Here is a 16617-nt window from a genome sequence, read left to right as displayed (position 1 = left end):
CCACATGGTGGGCGGCGATCCCTGTGGGAGCGGGCTTGACCCGCGAAGGCTGCAACGCAGACCCCGCCCCCCCTGCGAGTCAAATCGCCACACCACCTCATCCCACACCAATTAATTATTGTACTGCGATAATTTTTGCTCAATAATCCGCCCCGTTCAAACCAGACCAAGGAAAAACCATGAACAGCAAAACAGTGGCCTACGCACGCTCGCGTCTGCGTGCAATCGGTGCCTTTGCGGCGTTGCTGGCGTGGGGTACGGCGCTGGCCGAATTTGGCTGCAATGCCTGGTTCTGGCTTTTCGACCGGCACGACGTGCTGGCCGCCTACCTGCAAAGCTTCGCCGACCAGATGCCCCTGCTGGTGGCGCCGGGCTTCCAGCCCAGCGTCCTGGCCCAGGCACTGGTCATCACCCTGGACATGATCCCGGCCAGCCTGTCGGTACTGGCCCTGTATCTCACCGGCCTGTTCTTCATCCGCCTGTCGCGCGGGCAGACGTGGACGGCCTCCAACATCAAGCTGCTGTGGTGGGTGGGCCTGTTGTGCATCGGCCTGCCGTTGCTGTGGCCGGTGATCGCCACCTTGCAGGGCCTGGCCTTCTGCATCGACCTGCCGCCAGGCGAAAGGAGCTTCAGCGTGGGGATCGGTGTATCATCCGCGGCGGTTTACGAGATCATGAAGGGCATATTGCTGTGTGCCTTCTCCCTCCTCATGCGTGACGCCAAGACCATCAGCGATGAACACAACTGTTATGTCTAGCCTAGCCCCATGCCGATAATCATCAGGCTCGACGTCGTGATGGCCCGGAACAAGATCCGTTCCAAGGACCTGGCCGAGATTATTGGCATTACCGAAGCTAACTTATCGTTGCTGAAGAACGGCAAGATCAAGGGTTTCAAGATCGAGACCCTGGAGAAGCTGTGTCGCGCGCTGAAGTGCCAGCCGGGAGACCTGCTGGAATTCAGCGAGGACTGAACAAGGAACACCCTCTCGTGAGCATCACCTTTCACTGGCGCGCAGCGCTGCTGCTGGCCGCCGGCCTGCTGGGCGGCTGTGGGCCGAGCTACACCTATCGCTATTCGCCACCGCCGAGCCAGCACGGCATGCAGTGCATCAGCGCGTGCTCGCAGCAGCGCAACTACTGCGGGCAACTGGCACGCATGCAGGACAACGCCAACCAGGCCCTGTACCAGTCCGAGATGCGCAGTTACCAGTACTGCCAGCAGGGCAAGAGCAAGAAGGATGCGCGGCGCAGTTGCTACTACCCGAGCTACCCCTACAGCGCGGGGCTGTCGAGTGATTGCGGGCGCGAGTACGACCAGTGCTACCAGGGTTGTGGCGGCACGATTCACCGGATATTGAACAAGGACTGACGGCTTGCGGGCCGCATGATGCAATCGGGAAAACACACATGACCATGAACACCTTCAACACCATCGCCCTGGTGGCCTTTGCCCTGCTGCTGGGTGGCTGCGCCGGCGGGCACGCCAGCCGCGGCGACAGCCTTGCGGGCTGGGACATGCCGCAGATGCAGGTGCTGGGCGACAATGGCCTGCCGGCGCAGCCGCATCGCTACGTGAAATGCGGCAAGCGTGGCTGCCATGAACAGAAGCCGATGCTGTTCGACCCGGCCAAGGCCGAACCGACGGCCGAAAGCCTGCATCGCGGGTGGTAGTAGAATGGCTGCAGGCCACGTGAACCGTGGCCTTGCGCAAGATTGAGCGGAAGTGGTTTACAGAACCAAACCGATCGCTATAATAGCGCCCCTATGCCGGTATAGCTCAGTTGGTAGAGCAACTGACTTGTAATCAGTAGGTCCCGGGTTCGACTCCTGGTGCCGGCACCATCACAAGGTTGCAGAGACAGTTTTCAGTGTTTCTGAAACCCCCGAAAAACCCGCCTTTTGGCGGGTTTTTTCGTTTTTGGCGTACTGAGTGTGCAGCGGCCCTTCCTACGAAGCTGCAACCACCGACAGCTCGATACGCTGGCCAAGCACTTGCAGTGCATGCTCGACCTGTTCGATCTTGGAGCGGTGCAGCAAATCTACCAACCGATCTACTTGGGGGCGATTCACCCCCAGCCGGCGCGCTAACTCGGTCTTGGTCACCTTCTGCTTGATCATGGTATTCCACAGTGCAGCCTTGGCCGCAGTCAAAGCAGGTAGCCGAACCACAGGCTGGCCAGGTGCAGGTGGAGACGGCAGCGGTATGGCAATGCGCTGATCCACGTAAAAGGAAAGCGCCGACTCCAGGGCATCTACCGCGTCGAAAAGTGCTTCCTCAACCGTATCACCGGCGCTGGACATTTCAGGGACGTCGGCGCAGCTAACCCATGGGCCGCCGTCTTCCTCGTGCACGGTTACTGGATAGTCATACATGGCCTTTGGGCCTCCCATAGGGCTCGACTTCAATCACCGAGGCCCAGGTCTTTGATGATTTTTCTTCTCAGACCTTCGCTGATTTCCTTAGCGCCATGGTCTGGGAATATGGTTTGTCGGTTGCCGAGGTAAACCTTGAAATGGCTTCCCTTCGCAGGCACGAACGTAACGCCATGTGCTCGCAACCATCGTCGAAACTCGCTGTACTTCATGTGCAGTCCCACCATCTCGACACCGCCACACTGCAACAGTTATGTTGCGTAAGCAACAAAAATGTTGCTTCTTCGCACGGCCGAAAAATGGCGATGGTAGCTCAGGCGCTGGCCTGTCCAACGTGCTTAAGGGTGACCAGATATAGCGGCGCGAACGGCGGCAACGGGCTTCGCCAAGCTGACAGCGAGATCCAAGACGAGACGGTCGAGTGAGAGGTAGAGGCCCAGGACAACACCGAGACGTTCCAGAGCCACACCAGGACGGTGGACGACCATTCGACCGAGTCAGTGGGTGGGATCAAGAAGATAGAGGCCCTGGGCGCGCTCAAGCTGCTCTCAGGCGGATCCGCGAGCCTGGCGGCCGTGGATGACCTGCACCAGGCCACCGGCCGCAACCTCAACCTGGTGGTCGGGCAGAAGCTCAATGCCACGGTAGGTGGCGATATGCAGGAGCAGATCCAGGGCCTGCGCAAGAGCGTGGCCGGGGCCGGTCAGCGTCTGCAGGCGCCCAAGACCTGGCTGGGGTCAGAGGGGGTCAACGTGCTGCAGGTTCTGTGTACTCTGCTGGACGTGGTGGAGCAGATGAACACCACGCTTGCTGCACATACCCATGTGCCAGGTCCTGGGCCTACACCAGCAGATAGCGCGGCGCTTGGAAGCTATGCATCATATTCGGCTTTACTGGCCTCTAGGCTTAAAGGCATAACTGCTTGACTCCCATCGGCGACTTTCATTTTTTCAGATGGTATGGTTTGCGTTTTCTTAATTCATAAGAGGTGGGTGTGGGGGAATTCCAAAAAAGAATATCAAGGCGCATCGCCCACCTTGGGATGAAATATGGTTTCTGCCTGATATGTGGCGAGAAACAGAAACTGAGCCAAGATCACGTTCCTCCGCAGTGCTGTGTAACTTTACGCCCTGTCGAACAGCGGCTAGTTACAGAGATGATGGGGCTTGAGGCTGTTAACTTCAAAGGCGTGAAAGCTAGAAACGGGAGTTCTTTTCGGACGATCTGTGTTGCTTGCAATAGAAGGCTTGGACTTGATGACGGTATCGTAGGAGCGGCCTATAAAAAGATTACGCGCCAAGTCCTAGAGTACTTTAGACCAATCGGGGGAAACCTGCTCCCACTTGCAAGAGTGGAAATAGACCCAGTGCGTTATGCTCGCTCGCTGATTGGGCATATGTTAGCTGCTACAACTGAAGAAGAATGCACAAGAAGTCCTATCGAGTCGGAGTACTTTACTCCATTAAAAAAATTCGTCATGGGGGATGACTCCGCGATCAATGATACTCACGACATTTACTACTGGTTCTATCCGCGCGATATGCATATTAGTGCAAAGTTTGTAACTGTACGTAATCAAGGCCACACGACCTCGGTCAGCGTACTGAGCTTTTTCCCAGTCGGATTCATGGTGACTTTAAAAGACAAGGGTACCTTTCCTGCCCAGGCAACTAAGCTGGACTTTAATGAAAAATACCTGACTTTAAATATATCGCCTACAAATCTTGAGTTTGCAAGTTTTCCGTTCGTGCCTCTTGAGGGGGATCAAATGTTTGCCTTGAAAGACGCTCAGGCAATAGTTAGTTACCCTGCAAGAGACTGAATCACAATTAAAGCGGCTAGAACTATTGATGAACCAATAGTACAGCCGCTTTAAAGACGTGCTAATTAACAATATGCCAGAGCCGGCACCACCAGGACTGCGCATAAGCGCAACCATCTATAAATTCGATTCCACTCTATACGAATCCTGTCTGCGCCAGCTCATGCGTGGAATCGAGGTTTAGCTGCTCGTCTCTCACTGGCAACCCCAAATAGCACTGTATACGCATACAGCACCCTACCCTAAACATAGCGACCCTCACCCGACAGGCTGCAATCAGGTGGCCGCTCCGAAAAAACGTTGTCAGCGAAAAAAAACTCAGCTGAAAATCACTTATCCCCCTCCCGCCGACGGGCTTTGCGTTGGAAAATTGTGCAAAGCCGGGTGGGGGTGCAATCAGGTGCCCCGCCCAGGCCAGCCGGGGCTCTTGAGCCAAGATGGCGGGTTTCACCCAGTGCAAGGTTTTGCAATGCTGTGCAAGAGAAATCGCTGGAGAGTGTCCACAAAGTGTCCACGGCGGCATGACTTATCCGCGACCAATAAGCCTACATATTTCAGAAAACATTGAGGATTGCGGGTTTTCCCAATGGACACTGGTCGATTTTTTGGACTTGTAATCAATAGGTCTCGGGTTCGACTCCTGATGCCGCACCATCACAAGGTTGCAGAGACAATTTTCAGTGTTTCTGGAACCACGAAAAACCCGCCTTTTGGCGGGTTCTTTCGTGTTAATCGTACTTAGTGTGCAGCGGCCCCTTCCTACGAAACTGTAACCACCGACAATTCGATACGCAGGGTAGCTTTGGCCTCCGTCAAAGCTGGCAGGCGAACCACGGTTGGGCAGGTACCACCGGCGATGGCAGCGGTATGGGAATACGCTGATCTACTACCGCGTAGAAAAGAGCTTCCTCAACCGTATCACCGGTGCAGGCCGTTTCAGGCACGTCGGCGCACCTCACCTGTGGGCCGCCGTCTCCCTCGTGCACGGCTACTGGGTAGTCGTCCTGAACCGGAGCCCAAATTGAAGCGAATTTCTCTTTGTGCCTTGATATTGCAGGGCGATTGTCGAGTGTGATGTAATGCATCACACTTTATCGATGATAAAGAGCTTTCAACACAAAGGCCTCAAGGCGTTTTACGAAACCGGCTCGACTCGAGGGATCCGGGCCGACCATGCCAAGCGGCTTGCGCGCCTGCTTCCATTTCTGGATCGCGCAACCTGTGCGGGCGACATCGACATGCCCGGTTGGAGGCTCCACCCGCTCAAAGGCGACTTGACCTTGTATTGGTCAGTGACCATCAGCGGAAACTGGAGGGTAATTTTCCGATTCGACGGCACAGACGTTGAACTGGTTGATTACCTCGACTACCACTGAGGAGTTCCCCCAAATGGCCATGTTCAACCCCCCGCACCCAGGCGAAACCTTGCGCGAAGATGTGTTGCCCGCCCTGGATATCAAGGTGGCCGAGTTTGCACGTCGGCTCGGTTACGCCAGAGAAACACTGTCTCGAATCCTTCACGGCCATGCACCTGTCAGCCCGGACCTCGCCGTCCGGCTTGAACGAGCCGGCATCGGCAAGGCTCGAACCTGGCTGGCCATTCAGGCTGACTGGGATCTGTGGCAGGCCGAGCATCGCGAACAACCTGTGATCGAGCGCTTTGCGTCTATCGCGTGATACTGAAATAGCCGACGCCAATGGTTTTTCAGTTACCCACAAGCATGGAGCTCGAGCGCACGCTCAAGGTCAGCCAACTCAACACCTGCCATCAACCCTCACCCGTAACCCTTACCCTGTCAGATGCCCTGAATACGTGCGCAACATCAGCTCGACCTACGTATCGCTCAATCATGCCGCACGGTCCAGAGACCAGCGTTTGTCCTCGACCTCAAACAGGCAAGCGCCTGATTCTGCGTCGATGATGTGCGGTGGATTGGGTTTCACTCTGGCTCAATGGCGTATCGCTCATGGGGTGGCAGCTGTACGCGAGTTGGCGGGCCTCTTCGCCAGCAAGGCCGGCTCCTACAAAGGACCACGCCGTCGGTTGGAGCCAGCCTTGCTGGCGAATGGCACCCCACGCTAGTGGGCGCTTTGCCCTTCAAGCAACGCCAGAATCCGCGGCCAACCGGCAATGCCTGCCAACGCCAGCGAAGTCTGGCCGTTGCCGTTGGGCAGCAACGGGTCAGCGCCATGACGCAACAGCGCATCCACCACCGTGTAATTGCCCGCCAGCACCTCGCGGTGCAGCATCAGCCATCCCTCGTCATCCGGGTCTCGGGCCACCTGCGGCTGTGCGCTCACGCCCTCCTCGATCTTGTCGCGCATGTTCAAGGCCATCGGGTGCTCGGTGCATTCCAGCACCGCCAGCGTCTGCTGGTCTTCAGCACGGCTCAACGTACGGGAGAGCAGCCAAGGCTGCTGACCTTCTGCAGCCGGGACGACTTCGACCAAACCCGGCTCACCGAAATCCATACCCCAGGCCTCATCGTGCTCCAGGCGCTCGTCTTCGGGCATGGCCGCGCGTATCGCATCGACGGTGAAGCCGCCGTATACATGGCCCTGGCGCACATACATCCAGTCGTTCAGCAAGGCCAACGGCAGCGTCACAGGCTCCCAGGCCTTGAACGAGGTGGCCCAGCTTGGCTCATTCATCAGCACGCCGGTGATGGACTGCCCATCGAACTCGATCTCGCTCACCCACATGTTCTCGACGCTGGGTACCTCGGGGTCGTCGCTCTCGATGGGGAAGGACATTTTCACAGCAGCCATGTCCAGGCCCTTCACGATCCTGCGTGCCTCCCACGACAGCTCTCGCCAGAAGTACTTGAACGTCGCCTGAGCACTGGCCACGGCGGCCTTGAACTCGTCGCTTTCGCCTTCAACACCGTAGATGATCTGTTCGGTCATAGGTAAATCGTTCCATCGCCTGGTTCACTGAAATGCTCAAGCCAGAGCACTTGCGGCCTGTGCCGCCACTTGAAAAACGGGAGCAGGATAACCTGATCCAGCGAACGTGGCAGCCTTGCCCCCAAGCCCCCGTTACGCTAAAAACCTGCACCCTTGGATACCACGCAAAAGGACAGGCCCAATGTTTGAAAACATCACTGTTACCGGCAGCCCGCTGGTGCTGTCCACAGACGCCGAAGTGGACCAGGCACAAGCTGTGTTGGGTACCCGCTTCCCCACCGGCTACCGCGAGTACGTCACGCAGTTCGGCGAAGGCATTCTTGGCGGCGTGTACGTGCGCATCTACCCGCCCCATCAACTGCTGCACGGCGAAAACAGCCAGGCCCAGTGGGTTGAGCGCATCAACCAGTACTGGTTCTGGGACGACGACAAGGAGCTGATGCCCAAGGAAAAGGCCTTGCAGTGCATCATCATTGGCGACACCTACGACGGCGACGAACTCATCATTCACCCCAGCGACCCGGAGCGCATCTATGTGCTGCCACGTCACAGTGAAGCCGCCCTCGTCGCGGGTAACGGGCTGGTGGAAGCGATCGAATGGCTGTGCAGTTCGAATGTGCTGACCGAAGCGTTCACCGAGCGCGACTTCGAACCGTTCGACAGCCGTGTACAGCCCTGACATGAAACGAATACCCAGCCGCACCCACGCCGGGTATTCGCCCGAACAATGAAATCCCGGTCGTCATCCAGAAAGATCCAACATCCGGCCATGGCTTGACCGGGCCCTGCACTTCGAATCGCGGGTAGCCGATGGTTTTTCAGTTACCCACAAGCATGGCGCTCGAGTGCACGCTCAAGGTCAGCAAACTCAACACCTGCCCCCTCACCGCATCTCGCGACACGCCCCGCGCAATCAACCCTCACCCGTAACCCATGCCCTGTCAGTTGCCCTGGATACTTGCGCAACATCAGCTCGACCTGCGTATCACTCAACCATGCCGCGCGGTCCAGGGACCAGCGCGGGTCCTGGAACTCGAACAGGCAGGCACCCGACACGGCATCGACAATCCGCGGCGGATACACCCAGTGCGAGTTGCCGGCTTCCCACGGCGCCGCCTCGATACGATAGCAGCCGTCGGGTGAGCTGGATTGGGTTTCAAATTGGGTCATCGGCATCGTGCTCCGTGCATGATCGGAAAGTCTGTCACAACAGGGGCTGAACAGGTCGGCCCCTGTCGCTTCCTCTACGCAGTGGCCTTGCGATTGCCCATGCCGTCGAGCACCGCATCCACCAGCACCTTGGCTAATTCCGTCGAATGCAACGAGACCCACAGCAGAACTTTGCTGGTGGAGTCCTCGGGGTGCAAACAGGCTTTCTGGAGGGTGTCGAAGATGCCTCTGAGCAACAGCGAGGCATGCATCAGGGCGTCTTCTTCGGGTATGTCAGCGCGTACCAGGAAGAACGGCGAGTGTTCGATACGAGGATCAACGCTGGGCTCACCCAGCAGAGCAGTCGGCGGATCAGGAACGATTTTTTTCATGGCGATCACTTTTTGTGGAGTGAAGCTGCCACTGCTCGCGACCAAGCAAGTTGGGTGGCAGCTGTACGCGAGTTGGTCGACCGGGACAAAAAGATCAAAACCCGGCAGGCACGAGGCCTCCCGCGTACAACCGCCATAGGCGGCGCCGAAGCGTGATTTTTTGTCAACGGGCGACCAAACCCGATCGCTGATGCTCAGCGACCGCAGGAGCCTAACGGCCTGCCTGAACCCCAGCAAGGCGCACCGCCCACGCAAAATCTGTCCGCATATTACAGTCCTTCAGACGTGTCTGGCCAAGCGTGTGTAAACGCAGCCCTGCGCCGCAGTGGACGGCCTCTTCGCCGGCAAGGCCGGCTCCTGCAGGGTGGCACCCACAAACGTACAAGCCAGCCGAAGGCTGGCCGTTTAACGTCACCTGCACACCACCTACCCACACTCGCAGGGGACACAATGGAAATCTTTCTCTACGCCTTCAGCGTGATGTACAGCCCCGGCCCGGTGAACGTGATGGGCCTGAACGCCGGCCTTACAGGCCAGTTCCGCCGTACCGCAGGCTTCTTCGTCGGCGTGGGCGGCGCAATGTTCGTGCTGTTCATCCTGTTCGGCTACACCGGCGAAGCCATCATCTCCAAGGCCGCGCTGCCCTACCTCGCCCTGGCCGGCGGGCTCTACACCAGCTACCTGGCCTTCAAGGTCTACACCGCCAGGGTCCAGCTCACCCAATCGTCCGATGCCCCCGCCAAGGCGCTGACCTTCTGGAACGGCTTTCTGATCCAGGCCCTCAACCCCAAGGGCATGATGGTGGTGCTGCCGATCACCAGCGTGATGTTCCCCGCCGCGCACCTCAGCGGCGCCAGCATCGCCGCGGTGTCGGCGCTGATCGCCCTGGGCGCTGCCGGCGCGCCGGGCCTCTACGCCTTGCTGGGCGCCGTGCTGGGCAAGCGCATCAGCAAAGAGGTGTACTTCAACCTGTTCAACCGCCTGATGGGCATCGCCCTGGCCGTGTGCGCCGCTTTCATGTTCCACGATTTCTACATTCACATTCAGGCAAACGCCGGCACGCTGTAACCTGTGTTGTCGCCGGCCTGACTCTATCGCTCGAAAGGTGAGCAGAATGCTCGATCTACCGTCACCGCAAGACTGGGTGAAACACGCCCCGCCGTCCCCCAGGGTCGAACGCCTGGAGGCCTTCTTCAGCGCCCACGGTTTCGACCCGCACCGCCACGATACCTATGCCATCGGCCGCACCCTGGCCGGGGTGCAGAGCTTCAGCTACCGCGGCGCCAGCCGGCACAGCCTGCCTGGGGAGATCCTGGTGCTGCACCCGGACGAAGTCCACGACGGGCATGCGGGCTCGGCGTCGGGGTTTCGCTATCGCATGCTCTACCTCACCCCGGCGCTGGTGCAGGAGGTGCTCGGGGGCCAGCCGTTGCCGTTTCTCAAGGGCGGCATCTCCCGCGACCCGCGCCTGGCGGCCGCCACCCACGCGATGCTCGCGAGCATGGACGACAGGCTAGACCCGCTCGAAGAGGACGACGCGCTGCTGGGCCTGGTAAGCGCGCTGCAGGCCGTGTGCGGGCGCCCGGCATCAAGGCAGGCCCACGACTACGCCGCCGCCCGGCGTGCCCGCGAGTACATGGATGACAGCCTGGAGCAGCCCATCACCCTGGATGACCTGGCCGCCTGCGCCAACCGCGACCGCTGGAGCCTGTCCAAGGACTTTCGCGCCTACTTCGGCACCAGCCCCCACCGCTACCTGACCCTGCGCCGCCTCGACCGTTTCAAGGCCTCGGTGTTCGCCGGTCAGTGCCTGGCGGACGCAGCCGTAGAGGCCGGTTTCTTCGACCAGAGCCATATGTCCAGGCACTTCAAGAACGCCTACGGCATCACCCCCTCGCGCTGGTGCAAACCCCTGCTCGGGCGCCTTGATTGAGTTTGCGCACTGTCGGGTGGAGGGGTCGCCGACCTTGATATCCCCACCCCCATCCGTTATAGATAAAAAGGAAACCATAACGAAAAGAGGCCATTCCAGCCCCCCATGAACGAGATCACACGCATCTTTCGCCCTTCAGGCCCCCATTTTGCGCCCTGCGCTGATGGCTACGGGCCGAACACAGTCACCCCTTCCCCGCTCTCGACCCTGTTCCACGCACTGTCGATTCCGCCAGGCAACATCCTGCTGGCCCAGATGCGCAAGCGCCCCGTCCCTCCACCTGCACCGTAGCGCCTGAATTCCACCACCCTCGGCTTTTGCCGCTCGGGGTTGGGGAGCCTTTGCATTTTTTCAGCGTTCAACTGTTCAGGAATCTCTATGACTCTTCGTGTAGCCATCATCGGTGCCGGCCCGTCCGGCCTTGCGCAACTGCGTGCCTTCCAATCCGCCCATGCCCAGGGCGCCCCCATGCCCGAAATCGTCTGCTTCGAAAAGCAGGCCGACTGGGGCGGCATGTGGAACTACACCTGGCGCACCGGCCTCGACCAGCACGGCGAACCGGTGCACGGCAGCATGTACCGCTACCTGTGGTCCAACGGCCCCAAGGAATGCCTTGAATTCGCCGACTACAGCTTCGACGAACACTTCGGCCGGCCGATCTCCTCGTACCCGCCGCGCGAAGTGCTGTGGGACTACATCCAGGGCCGCGTGAAAAAGGCCGGGGTGCGCGACTACATCCGCTTCAACACCGCGGTCAAGAACGTCAGCTTCGATGAAGCCACCCGCGAGTTCACCGTCAGCGCCTACGACTACAGCGCCGGGCAGGGCATCGAGCAGGTGTTCGATTACGTGGTGGTCGCCAGCGGGCACTTCTCTACGCCGCACGTGCCGGAATTCGAAGGGTTCGAGCGCTTCGCCGGGCGCATCCTGCACGCCCACGACTTTCGCGAGGCGATGGAGTTCAAGGGCCAGGACCTGCTCATCGTCGGCAGCAGCTACTCGGCCGAAGACATCGGCTCGCAGTGCTACAAGTACGGCGCGCGCTCGATCACCACGGCCTACCGCACCCAGCCGATGGGCTACAAATGGCCCAAGGGCTGGGAGGAGCGCCCGCAGCTGGTACGTGTCGAGGGCAACCTGGCGTTCTTCGCCGACGGCTCGAACAAGCGCGTGGATGCGATCATCCTGTGCACCGGCTACCAGCATCACTTCCCGTTCCTGCCCGACGAACTGACCCTCAAGACCAACAACCGCCTGTGGCCAACCGGCCTGTACCAGGGCGTGGTGTGGGAGCAGAACCCGCAGCTGATCTACCTGGGCATGCAGGACCTGTGGTACAGCTTCAACCTGTTCGACGCCCAGGCCTGGTTCGCCCGCGACTACATGCTGGGGCGCATCAAGTTGCCGGCCAAGGCCGACATGCAGGCCGACAGTGCCCGCTGGCGCGCCGATGAAGAGGCCCTGGACACCACCGCCTCGATGTACGAATTCCAGGGCCGCTACATCAAGCACCTGATCGCGCAGACCGACTACCCCAGCTTCGATATCGATGCCGTGAACCGCATCTTCCTCAAGTGGAAGAGCGACAAGAAGAGCGACATCATGGGCTATCGCGACAAGTCGTACCGTTCGGTGATCACCGGCACGGCAGCGGTGCCGCACCATACGCGGTGGCTGAAGGCGATGGACGATTCGCTGGCGGAGTACCTGCGCGAAACGGACGGCAAGAAGGGCGAAGTGAAAGCGCTGCGCGGGTAGCCTCGCCGACGCCCGAAACCGGTGCCCCCACAAGACCGGCCCTTGCCGGCGCGGCCTCTACTGCGGGCACTGGTAACCGGTTTGCCCCCGCTGCAGGCCGATGACCTCGCGATGCACCTGGCTGGGCCCGTAGTCGGCATTCCAGCCACGGCGTTCGGCCACCGGCTGCGGCGCATAGCCGTCCTTGCAGGCCAGCAGGTTGAGCATCACGTTCGCCTCGCCCATCAGCGGCTCCAGCTTGAGGGTGCGCCTGGGCGCCAGTTGTACCCTCCCCTGCGCGTCGCTGCGGGCCACCACCACCCCTGCATCAAGAATGCTCACCCCGGCCAGTGGTTGCCGGGAGTGCTGATCGACGACCGTGGTGTCGAGCCCGTCGTACACGATCACCGAGCGCGGCATGCAGCCTTGCAGCAGCAACAGCGCGGGCAAAGCGGTGTACCTCCACCAGCGGAATCGGACTGTCATGGCAAGCTCCTGCAAGGCCTGAAACACGGCAGTCTACTTGCGTGACCGGATTTGTGCAGAAGCGTCGACATCGACACGCAGGTGCCTTTCCGTCGCCCGTGGCGCTCACGTATCATCCGCCCCCTGCCCCGGCCCACATGGACGTCCGATGACCCCCGCCGCCCGCCTGTTCACCCTGCTGGCTTCCAGCACCCTGCTTGCCCTTGCCCTGCACACTCCGGCCGCCGTCGCCGCCGGCTTCGATTGCAGCAAGGCACGCACCCTCATTGAAAAGTCGGTGTGCGACACGCCAACGCTGTCGGCCAAGGACGACCAGCTCAACGCGCTGTACAAGCCACTGATGACCCGGCGCATCTATCGCGAACTGGAAACCCGTTGGGTAAACGAGGTGCGCGACCGCTGCCAGACCGCCACCTGCCTTGAGCGCGCCTACGACCTGCAGATCCGCAACCTGACCGCGCTGCCGCCACCGCCCGTGCCCGGCCTGCGCGACGCGGTGCCGCTGCCCCAGGGCAGCGCCTACCGTACCCTGCAGGACGAGCCGTGGCCGCGCTTTGCGCTGGCGGCTATCCCGGACATGTACCCCGATTCGCTGGCCCAGCTGATCGATGTGGGCATCAAGGACGGCGTGCTGTACGCACTGCTCTACGTGGCAAATTCGTCCGACGGCCCCGGCTACAACCAGGACAACTGGTCGGTGCAGCCGTCTTCGGGCGTGCTGCTCGAATACGCCGACAACCGCCCCGGCCTGCATGTGATCGACCGCGACGTGCGCTTTGCCGGCTGGCGCATCAGCGAGCTGATGGACCAGGGTGAACGCTATGCCGGCATCCAGGACGGCGCGTTCTACTACCGCCAGCGCACCGAGGGCGAGCTGCAGCAGGCCATGGTCTACACCCTGGGCAGCCGCCAGCCGCCGCAGGCCACCACCACGGTGTTCCACGCCCAGTCGCGCACGCTGCGCTTTGCCAAGGCAAGGGTGCTGGGCAACATGAACGACGAGAACAGCGACCTGCGCCTGAACTACGAACACGCCCTGCCGCGCCCCGCCAGCGAAACCGTGCTCGACCCCGAGAGCGGCGGCTGGAGCCTGTCCAACCTGGCCTGGAGCGAGCGCCGCCAGGTGCTGTACTTCGAGAACAGCGGCGCCATGGCCTGCATCTGGCGGGTCGACCTGAGCGGCAAGGTGCTGTCCAAGATCGTGCCCGAACACACGGCCGGGCAACCGCTGGCGGTGGAGCTCGACGGCCGTGAAGCGATCGTGTACGTCGAACACGACCAGTTGATGTTCGCCCTGTCGCCCGACCTGTAAGGACACCCCCATGCATACCGTGACCCGCCTGCTCACCCTGCCCGCCTTGCTGGCCCTGGCCCTGCACGCGCCGGTGGCCTCGGCCGCCGGTTTCGATTGCAGCAGGGCCAACACGATTCTGGAAACCGCGATTTGCAACACGCCCTCGCTGTCGGCCAAGGACGACCAGCTGAATGCGCTGTACACCCCGCTCAAGGCGCAGAAGATATTCCGCGAGCTGGAAACCGACTGGCTGAAGAACGTGCGCAACCAGTGCAAGACCCCCGAGTGCCTGGAGAGCGCCTACGACCGCCAGATCCGCCGGCTGACCGCCGTGCCGGCACCGGCGCCGGTTGCCTCCGACAGCCTCGCACCGCTGCCCAAGGGCGAGGTGTACGCAAAGGTCGAGGACGCGCCGTGGCAGCGCTTTGCCCTGGCCCCGTTCATCGGCATGAACGAGGACTCGGTGGCGCAACTGATCGATGTGACCGTCAAGGACGGCGTGTTGCACGCGTTCGTGTACGTCTCCGGCGACCCTGACGGGCCCACCTACGTGCAGGACAAACACGTGATGCTGGCCACCTCCGGTACCCTGCTCGAATACGCCGACGATCACCCCGGCTGGCATGTGATCGCGCGCAACGTGCGCTTTGCCGGCTGGTCCCACAGCGGCTTCAACGACCAGCGCGAGCGCTATGCCGGGGTGCAGGACGGCGCGTTCTACTACCGCCAGCGCAGCAACGGCGAGCTGGAGCAGTCGATGGTGTATGCCGTGGGCAGCCAGCAGCCGCCGCAACCGACCACCCAGGGCTATCACGCCGGCTCCAACACCGTGCGCTTTGCCAAGGCGCGTGTGCTCGAAGACCTCAACGTGGCCAACGACCAGTTGCGCCTGGCCTACGAAAGCGACGGCAACTCGCGCGGCTACGAGAGCGTGATGGCGCCCGACTCCAGTGGCTGGAGCCTGGTCAACCCGACCTGGAGCGAACACCGCCCGGTGCTGTACTTCGACAACAGTGGCGGCATGGCCTGCGTCTGGCGGGTCGACCTGGTGAACAAGGTGCTGTCCAAGGTCGTGCCCGAGCACGAGGCGGTGTCGGCCCGCCCGGTGGACATCAATGGCCGCGAAGCGCTGGTGTATGTGCAGGAGAACCAGCTGATGTTCGCCATCGCCCCGGATCAGTAACCCTGTGGCAGCGCTCGGGCCCGCCAGCGACCGAACAGCCGGCCCACGCTCACCAGCCAGTTGAGCAGCGCCACGCACAGCACGCTGAGCAGCAGTGCATGCGGGCCGCCCTGCACGATCAGGGTGCCGGCCAGCAGCGGGAAGCCGAACACGCCGATGAAGTACCCCAGGCTGAACAGCAGCAGTGCCTGCGGCGTGTAGCCGGTGGGCGCTTCGTTGGCCGCCAGGCCGTTGATCACCGAATAGTTGAGCCCGTAGCCCACCCCCAGCAACGCCGCCGCCAGCAGGTAGCTGAGGGCGTCCTGCACCCACCAGCCCAGTGCGATGACGGCCAGCACCATCAGCCCGGTCAGCAGGCACGAGGTGCGGTAGGCGTCATGCCGCACCACCCAGCCGGCGATCAGCAGCCGGCAGCCGATGGCGGCAAGCATGAAGCCGACGAAGAACAGCGAATAGTCCAGCCCGCGACTGGCCGCGTAGGTGGTCTGAAAGCTGCCCAGCCCGCCGAACACCGCGCCGCCCAGGCCCACCATCAGGATCGGCCAGCGCGCCGACGAGCGCAGCACCTGGATGCCGGCGTGGCGGCTGATGCGGGCGCTGGCTGCCTGTGCCGGGTGCTGGCGGGCCAGCCAGGCGAAGACCAGCATACCCACAGCGGCGGCCAGGGCGGCGGTGTAGAACGCGGTTTCCAGTGGCAGGTGCAGCAGCGAGGCGAGCTTGCCGGCCAGCGGGCCGGAGCCGATGCCACTCATCATGCTGCCTGACAGCAGCGCGAAGCAGTGGGTGCGCCGGGCCGGCTCGACCAGCGCGGCAACCAGGATCGGGCCCAGGGTGTAGAACGCACCCCAGCCCAGGCCCAGCAGCAGGCCGCACAGCCACAGGCTGAAGTCGACACCGGGTACCAGGGCAAAGCCCAGGCAGGCGCCGATCAGGCACAGCGCCGACTGCGCGATGGCGCGGGCGGTGCCGAGCCAGTCGGCGAGATGGCCGCTGCCGAGCACGGCGATCACGGTGCTGAGCATGGCGATGGCGATGATGCTGCCGGCGTCCTGTTCGTTGCCACCTCGGGAAGTGACCAGCAGAGAGAGCAGAAAGGTCGAGCCGTAGGACAGCGACAGCAGGTAGCTGGCCAGGCACAGCAGGCCGAAATGCGGGGTGGTTGTTTTTGTCATGGTGGGTCCGCCGATGGGTATGGCTGTTTTAGCATGGGGATTGGCGGTGGCAGTTGTGGATGTACCGGAGTTGGGATCTGTGCCGACCGGACTAACGCATCGCGGGTCAAGCCCGCTCCCACAAGGATCCCCGCTGTCCTTGTGGGAGCGGGCTTGACCCGCGAAG

At 61.5% G+C, this 16617-nt stretch carries 20 protein-coding genes, 1 tRNA gene and 1 pseudogene; 15 read left to right on the top strand and 7 right to left on the bottom strand.

Annotation, left to right across the window (positions count from 1 at the left end):
* Positions 1-179: 179 nt before the first annotated feature.
* The 5 genes from QMX96_RS24960 to QMX96_RS24940 all read left to right on the top strand — a co-directional run bounded on the left by QMX96_RS24960 (position 180) and on the right by QMX96_RS24940 (position 1845).
* Positions 180-758: a hypothetical protein gene (locus QMX96_RS24960; RefSeq protein WP_043862224.1), complete on the top strand. Its 579-nt coding sequence runs from the start codon at positions 180-182 to the stop codon at positions 756-758.
* 9 nt (positions 759-767) lie between these two features.
* Complete coding sequence (locus tag QMX96_RS24955) at positions 768-974, top strand: helix-turn-helix transcriptional regulator (RefSeq protein ID WP_043862225.1); 207 nt, start codon at positions 768-770, stop codon at positions 972-974.
* A 17-nt stretch (positions 975-991) separates the two neighbouring features.
* Entirely contained in the window at positions 992-1372 is a 381-nt protein-coding gene (locus QMX96_RS24950; RefSeq protein ID WP_043862226.1) for a hypothetical protein, read from the top strand.
* A 38-nt stretch (positions 1373-1410) separates the two neighbouring features.
* Positions 1411-1674 carry a hypothetical protein gene (locus QMX96_RS24945; protein ID WP_054915796.1) on the top strand — a complete coding sequence of 88 codons (264 nt, stop codon included), beginning with the start codon at positions 1411-1413 and terminating at the stop codon, positions 1672-1674.
* A 95-nt stretch (positions 1675-1769) separates the two neighbouring features.
* Positions 1770-1845: transfer RNA gene (locus QMX96_RS24940), tRNA-Thr, on the top strand.
* A gap of 105 nt (positions 1846-1950) precedes the next feature.
* Here QMX96_RS24940 and QMX96_RS24935 read toward each other — a convergent pair.
* Positions 1951-2376 carry a type II toxin-antitoxin system HicB family antitoxin gene (locus QMX96_RS24935; protein WP_236177255.1) on the bottom strand — a complete coding sequence of 142 codons (426 nt, stop codon included), beginning with the start codon at positions 2374-2376 and terminating at the stop codon, positions 1951-1953.
* A 29-nt stretch (positions 2377-2405) separates the two neighbouring features.
* Positions 2406-2588, bottom strand: a complete 183-nt coding sequence (locus QMX96_RS24930) for a type II toxin-antitoxin system HicA family toxin (RefSeq protein WP_213606734.1) — start codon at positions 2586-2588, stop codon at positions 2406-2408.
* 159 nt (positions 2589-2747) lie between these two features.
* Here QMX96_RS24930 and QMX96_RS24925 point away from each other — a divergent pair.
* The 4 genes and pseudogenes from QMX96_RS24925 to QMX96_RS24910 all read left to right on the top strand — a co-directional run.
* Positions 2748-3302, top strand: a pseudogene (locus tag QMX96_RS24925) (hypothetical protein); the annotation flags it as partial.
* Between the two features lie 68 nt (positions 3303-3370).
* Positions 3371-4198, top strand: a complete 828-nt coding sequence (locus QMX96_RS24920; RefSeq protein ID WP_282362636.1) for a metal-binding protein — start codon at positions 3371-3373, stop codon at positions 4196-4198.
* A gap of 1097 nt (positions 4199-5295) precedes the next feature.
* A complete protein-coding gene (locus QMX96_RS24915; protein WP_043859809.1) occupies positions 5296-5574 on the top strand; it encodes a type II toxin-antitoxin system RelE/ParE family toxin in 279 nt (92 codons plus the stop codon).
* 13 nt (positions 5575-5587) lie between these two features.
* Positions 5588-5875: a HigA family addiction module antitoxin gene (locus QMX96_RS24910; RefSeq protein WP_043859808.1), complete on the top strand. Its 288-nt coding sequence runs from the start codon at positions 5588-5590 to the stop codon at positions 5873-5875.
* A gap of 402 nt (positions 5876-6277) precedes the next feature.
* Here QMX96_RS24910 and QMX96_RS24905 read toward each other — a convergent pair whose 3' ends face one another.
* Positions 6278-7105, bottom strand: coding sequence for a DUF2314 domain-containing protein (locus QMX96_RS24905; protein WP_043859807.1), 828 nt, complete (start codon positions 7103-7105; stop codon positions 6278-6280).
* Positions 7106-7286: 181 nt separating this feature from the next.
* Between QMX96_RS24905 and QMX96_RS24900 the strand changes: the two genes are divergently transcribed.
* Positions 7287-7784 (top strand): SMI1/KNR4 family protein, encoded by a 498-nt coding sequence (locus QMX96_RS24900; protein WP_043859806.1) that lies wholly within the window; start codon positions 7287-7289, stop codon positions 7782-7784.
* A gap of 143 nt (positions 7785-7927) precedes the next feature.
* Here the strand turns inward: QMX96_RS24900 and QMX96_RS24895 are convergent, their stop codons facing one another.
* Together QMX96_RS24895 and QMX96_RS24890 are read right to left on the bottom strand one after the other, a co-directional pair.
* A complete protein-coding gene (locus tag QMX96_RS24895; RefSeq protein WP_282362635.1) occupies positions 7928-8275 on the bottom strand; it encodes a hypothetical protein in 348 nt (115 codons plus the stop codon).
* Between the two features lie 74 nt (positions 8276-8349).
* Positions 8350-8646, bottom strand: a complete 297-nt coding sequence (locus QMX96_RS24890) for a DUF3077 domain-containing protein (protein WP_153046062.1) — start codon at positions 8644-8646, stop codon at positions 8350-8352.
* 450 nt (positions 8647-9096) lie between these two features.
* On the opposite strand from QMX96_RS24890, the gene QMX96_RS24885 reads away from it, so the two are divergent.
* The 3 genes from QMX96_RS24885 (at position 9097) to QMX96_RS24875 (ending at position 12337) form a co-directional block, all read left to right on the top strand.
* A complete protein-coding gene (locus QMX96_RS24885) occupies positions 9097-9714 on the top strand; it encodes a LysE family transporter (RefSeq protein WP_043859804.1) in 618 nt (205 codons plus the stop codon).
* 46 nt (positions 9715-9760) lie between these two features.
* A complete protein-coding gene (locus QMX96_RS24880; protein WP_054915940.1) occupies positions 9761-10579 on the top strand; it encodes an AraC family transcriptional regulator in 819 nt (272 codons plus the stop codon).
* Positions 10580-10957: 378 nt separating this feature from the next.
* Positions 10958-12337 carry an NAD(P)/FAD-dependent oxidoreductase gene (locus tag QMX96_RS24875; protein WP_213606725.1) on the top strand — a complete coding sequence of 460 codons (1380 nt, stop codon included), beginning with the start codon at positions 10958-10960 and terminating at the stop codon, positions 12335-12337.
* Positions 12338-12394: 57 nt separating this feature from the next.
* Here the strand turns inward: QMX96_RS24875 and QMX96_RS24870 are convergent, their stop codons facing one another.
* Positions 12395-12802 carry a hypothetical protein gene (locus QMX96_RS24870; RefSeq protein WP_282362634.1) on the bottom strand — a complete coding sequence of 136 codons (408 nt, stop codon included), beginning with the start codon at positions 12800-12802 and terminating at the stop codon, positions 12395-12397.
* A gap of 148 nt (positions 12803-12950) precedes the next feature.
* On the opposite strand from QMX96_RS24870, the gene QMX96_RS24865 reads away from it, so the two are divergent.
* Entirely contained in the window at positions 12951-14114 is a 1164-nt protein-coding gene (locus QMX96_RS24865) for a hypothetical protein (protein WP_043861668.1), read from the top strand.
* 10 nt (positions 14115-14124) lie between these two features.
* On the top strand, positions 14125-15279 hold the full coding sequence (locus QMX96_RS24860) for a hypothetical protein (protein ID WP_282362633.1): 1155 nt from the start codon (positions 14125-14127) through the stop codon (positions 15277-15279).
* On the opposite strand, the gene QMX96_RS24855 is transcribed toward QMX96_RS24860, so the two are convergent.
* Positions 15273-16451 carry an MFS transporter gene (locus tag QMX96_RS24855; RefSeq protein WP_282362632.1) on the bottom strand — a complete coding sequence of 393 codons (1179 nt, stop codon included), beginning with the start codon at positions 16449-16451 and terminating at the stop codon, positions 15273-15275. The genes QMX96_RS24860 and QMX96_RS24855 overlap by 7 nt on opposite strands.
* Positions 16452-16617: the final 166 nt, after the last annotated feature.

The sequence above is a fragment of the Pseudomonas sp. PS01300 genome (assembly GCF_029960155.1).
Taxonomy (GTDB): Bacteria; Pseudomonadota; Gammaproteobacteria; order Pseudomonadales; family Pseudomonadaceae; genus Aquipseudomonas; species Aquipseudomonas palmensis.
The sequence above is the reverse complement of the archived record's forward strand: the minus strand, read 5'-3'. Positions and strand labels throughout refer to the sequence as shown.

Bases quoted from the DNA above. Each gene is read 5' to 3' on its own strand.
- QMX96_RS24870 (WP_282362634.1), bottom strand. From the start codon at position 12,802: ATGACAGTCCGATTCCGCTGGTGGAGGTACACCGCTTTGCCCGCGCTG.
- QMX96_RS24895 (WP_282362635.1), bottom strand. From the start codon at position 8,275: ATGACCCAATTTGAAACCCAATCCAGCTCACCCGACGGCTGCTATCGT.
- QMX96_RS24960 (WP_043862224.1), top strand. From the start codon at position 180: ATGAACAGCAAAACAGTGGCCTACGCACGCTCGCGTCTGCGTGCAATC.
- QMX96_RS24885 (WP_043859804.1), top strand. From the start codon at position 9,097: ATGGAAATCTTTCTCTACGCCTTCAGCGTGATGTACAGCCCCGGCCCG.
- QMX96_RS24860 (WP_282362633.1), top strand. From the start codon at position 14,125: ATGCATACCGTGACCCGCCTGCTCACCCTGCCCGCCTTGCTGGCCCTG.
- QMX96_RS24915 (WP_043859809.1), top strand. From the start codon at position 5,296: ATGATAAAGAGCTTTCAACACAAAGGCCTCAAGGCGTTTTACGAAACC.
- QMX96_RS24855 (WP_282362632.1), bottom strand. From the start codon at position 16,451: ATGACAAAAACAACCACCCCGCATTTCGGCCTGCTGTGCCTGGCCAGC.
- QMX96_RS24910 (WP_043859808.1), top strand. From the start codon at position 5,588: ATGGCCATGTTCAACCCCCCGCACCCAGGCGAAACCTTGCGCGAAGAT.
- QMX96_RS24930 (WP_213606734.1), bottom strand. From the start codon at position 2,588: ATGAAGTACAGCGAGTTTCGACGATGGTTGCGAGCACATGGCGTTACG.
- QMX96_RS24890 (WP_153046062.1), bottom strand. From the start codon at position 8,646: ATGAAAAAAATCGTTCCTGATCCGCCGACTGCTCTGCTGGGTGAGCCC.
- QMX96_RS24945 (WP_054915796.1), top strand. From the start codon at position 1,411: ATGACCATGAACACCTTCAACACCATCGCCCTGGTGGCCTTTGCCCTG.
- QMX96_RS24935 (WP_236177255.1), bottom strand. From the start codon at position 2,376: ATGTATGACTATCCAGTAACCGTGCACGAGGAAGACGGCGGCCCATGG.
- QMX96_RS24875 (WP_213606725.1), top strand. From the start codon at position 10,958: ATGACTCTTCGTGTAGCCATCATCGGTGCCGGCCCGTCCGGCCTTGCG.
- QMX96_RS24900 (WP_043859806.1), top strand. From the start codon at position 7,287: ATGTTTGAAAACATCACTGTTACCGGCAGCCCGCTGGTGCTGTCCACA.
- QMX96_RS24880 (WP_054915940.1), top strand. From the start codon at position 9,761: ATGCTCGATCTACCGTCACCGCAAGACTGGGTGAAACACGCCCCGCCG.
- QMX96_RS24955 (WP_043862225.1), top strand. From the start codon at position 768: ATGCCGATAATCATCAGGCTCGACGTCGTGATGGCCCGGAACAAGATC.
- QMX96_RS24865 (WP_043861668.1), top strand. From the start codon at position 12,951: ATGACCCCCGCCGCCCGCCTGTTCACCCTGCTGGCTTCCAGCACCCTG.
- QMX96_RS24905 (WP_043859807.1), bottom strand. From the start codon at position 7,105: ATGACCGAACAGATCATCTACGGTGTTGAAGGCGAAAGCGACGAGTTC.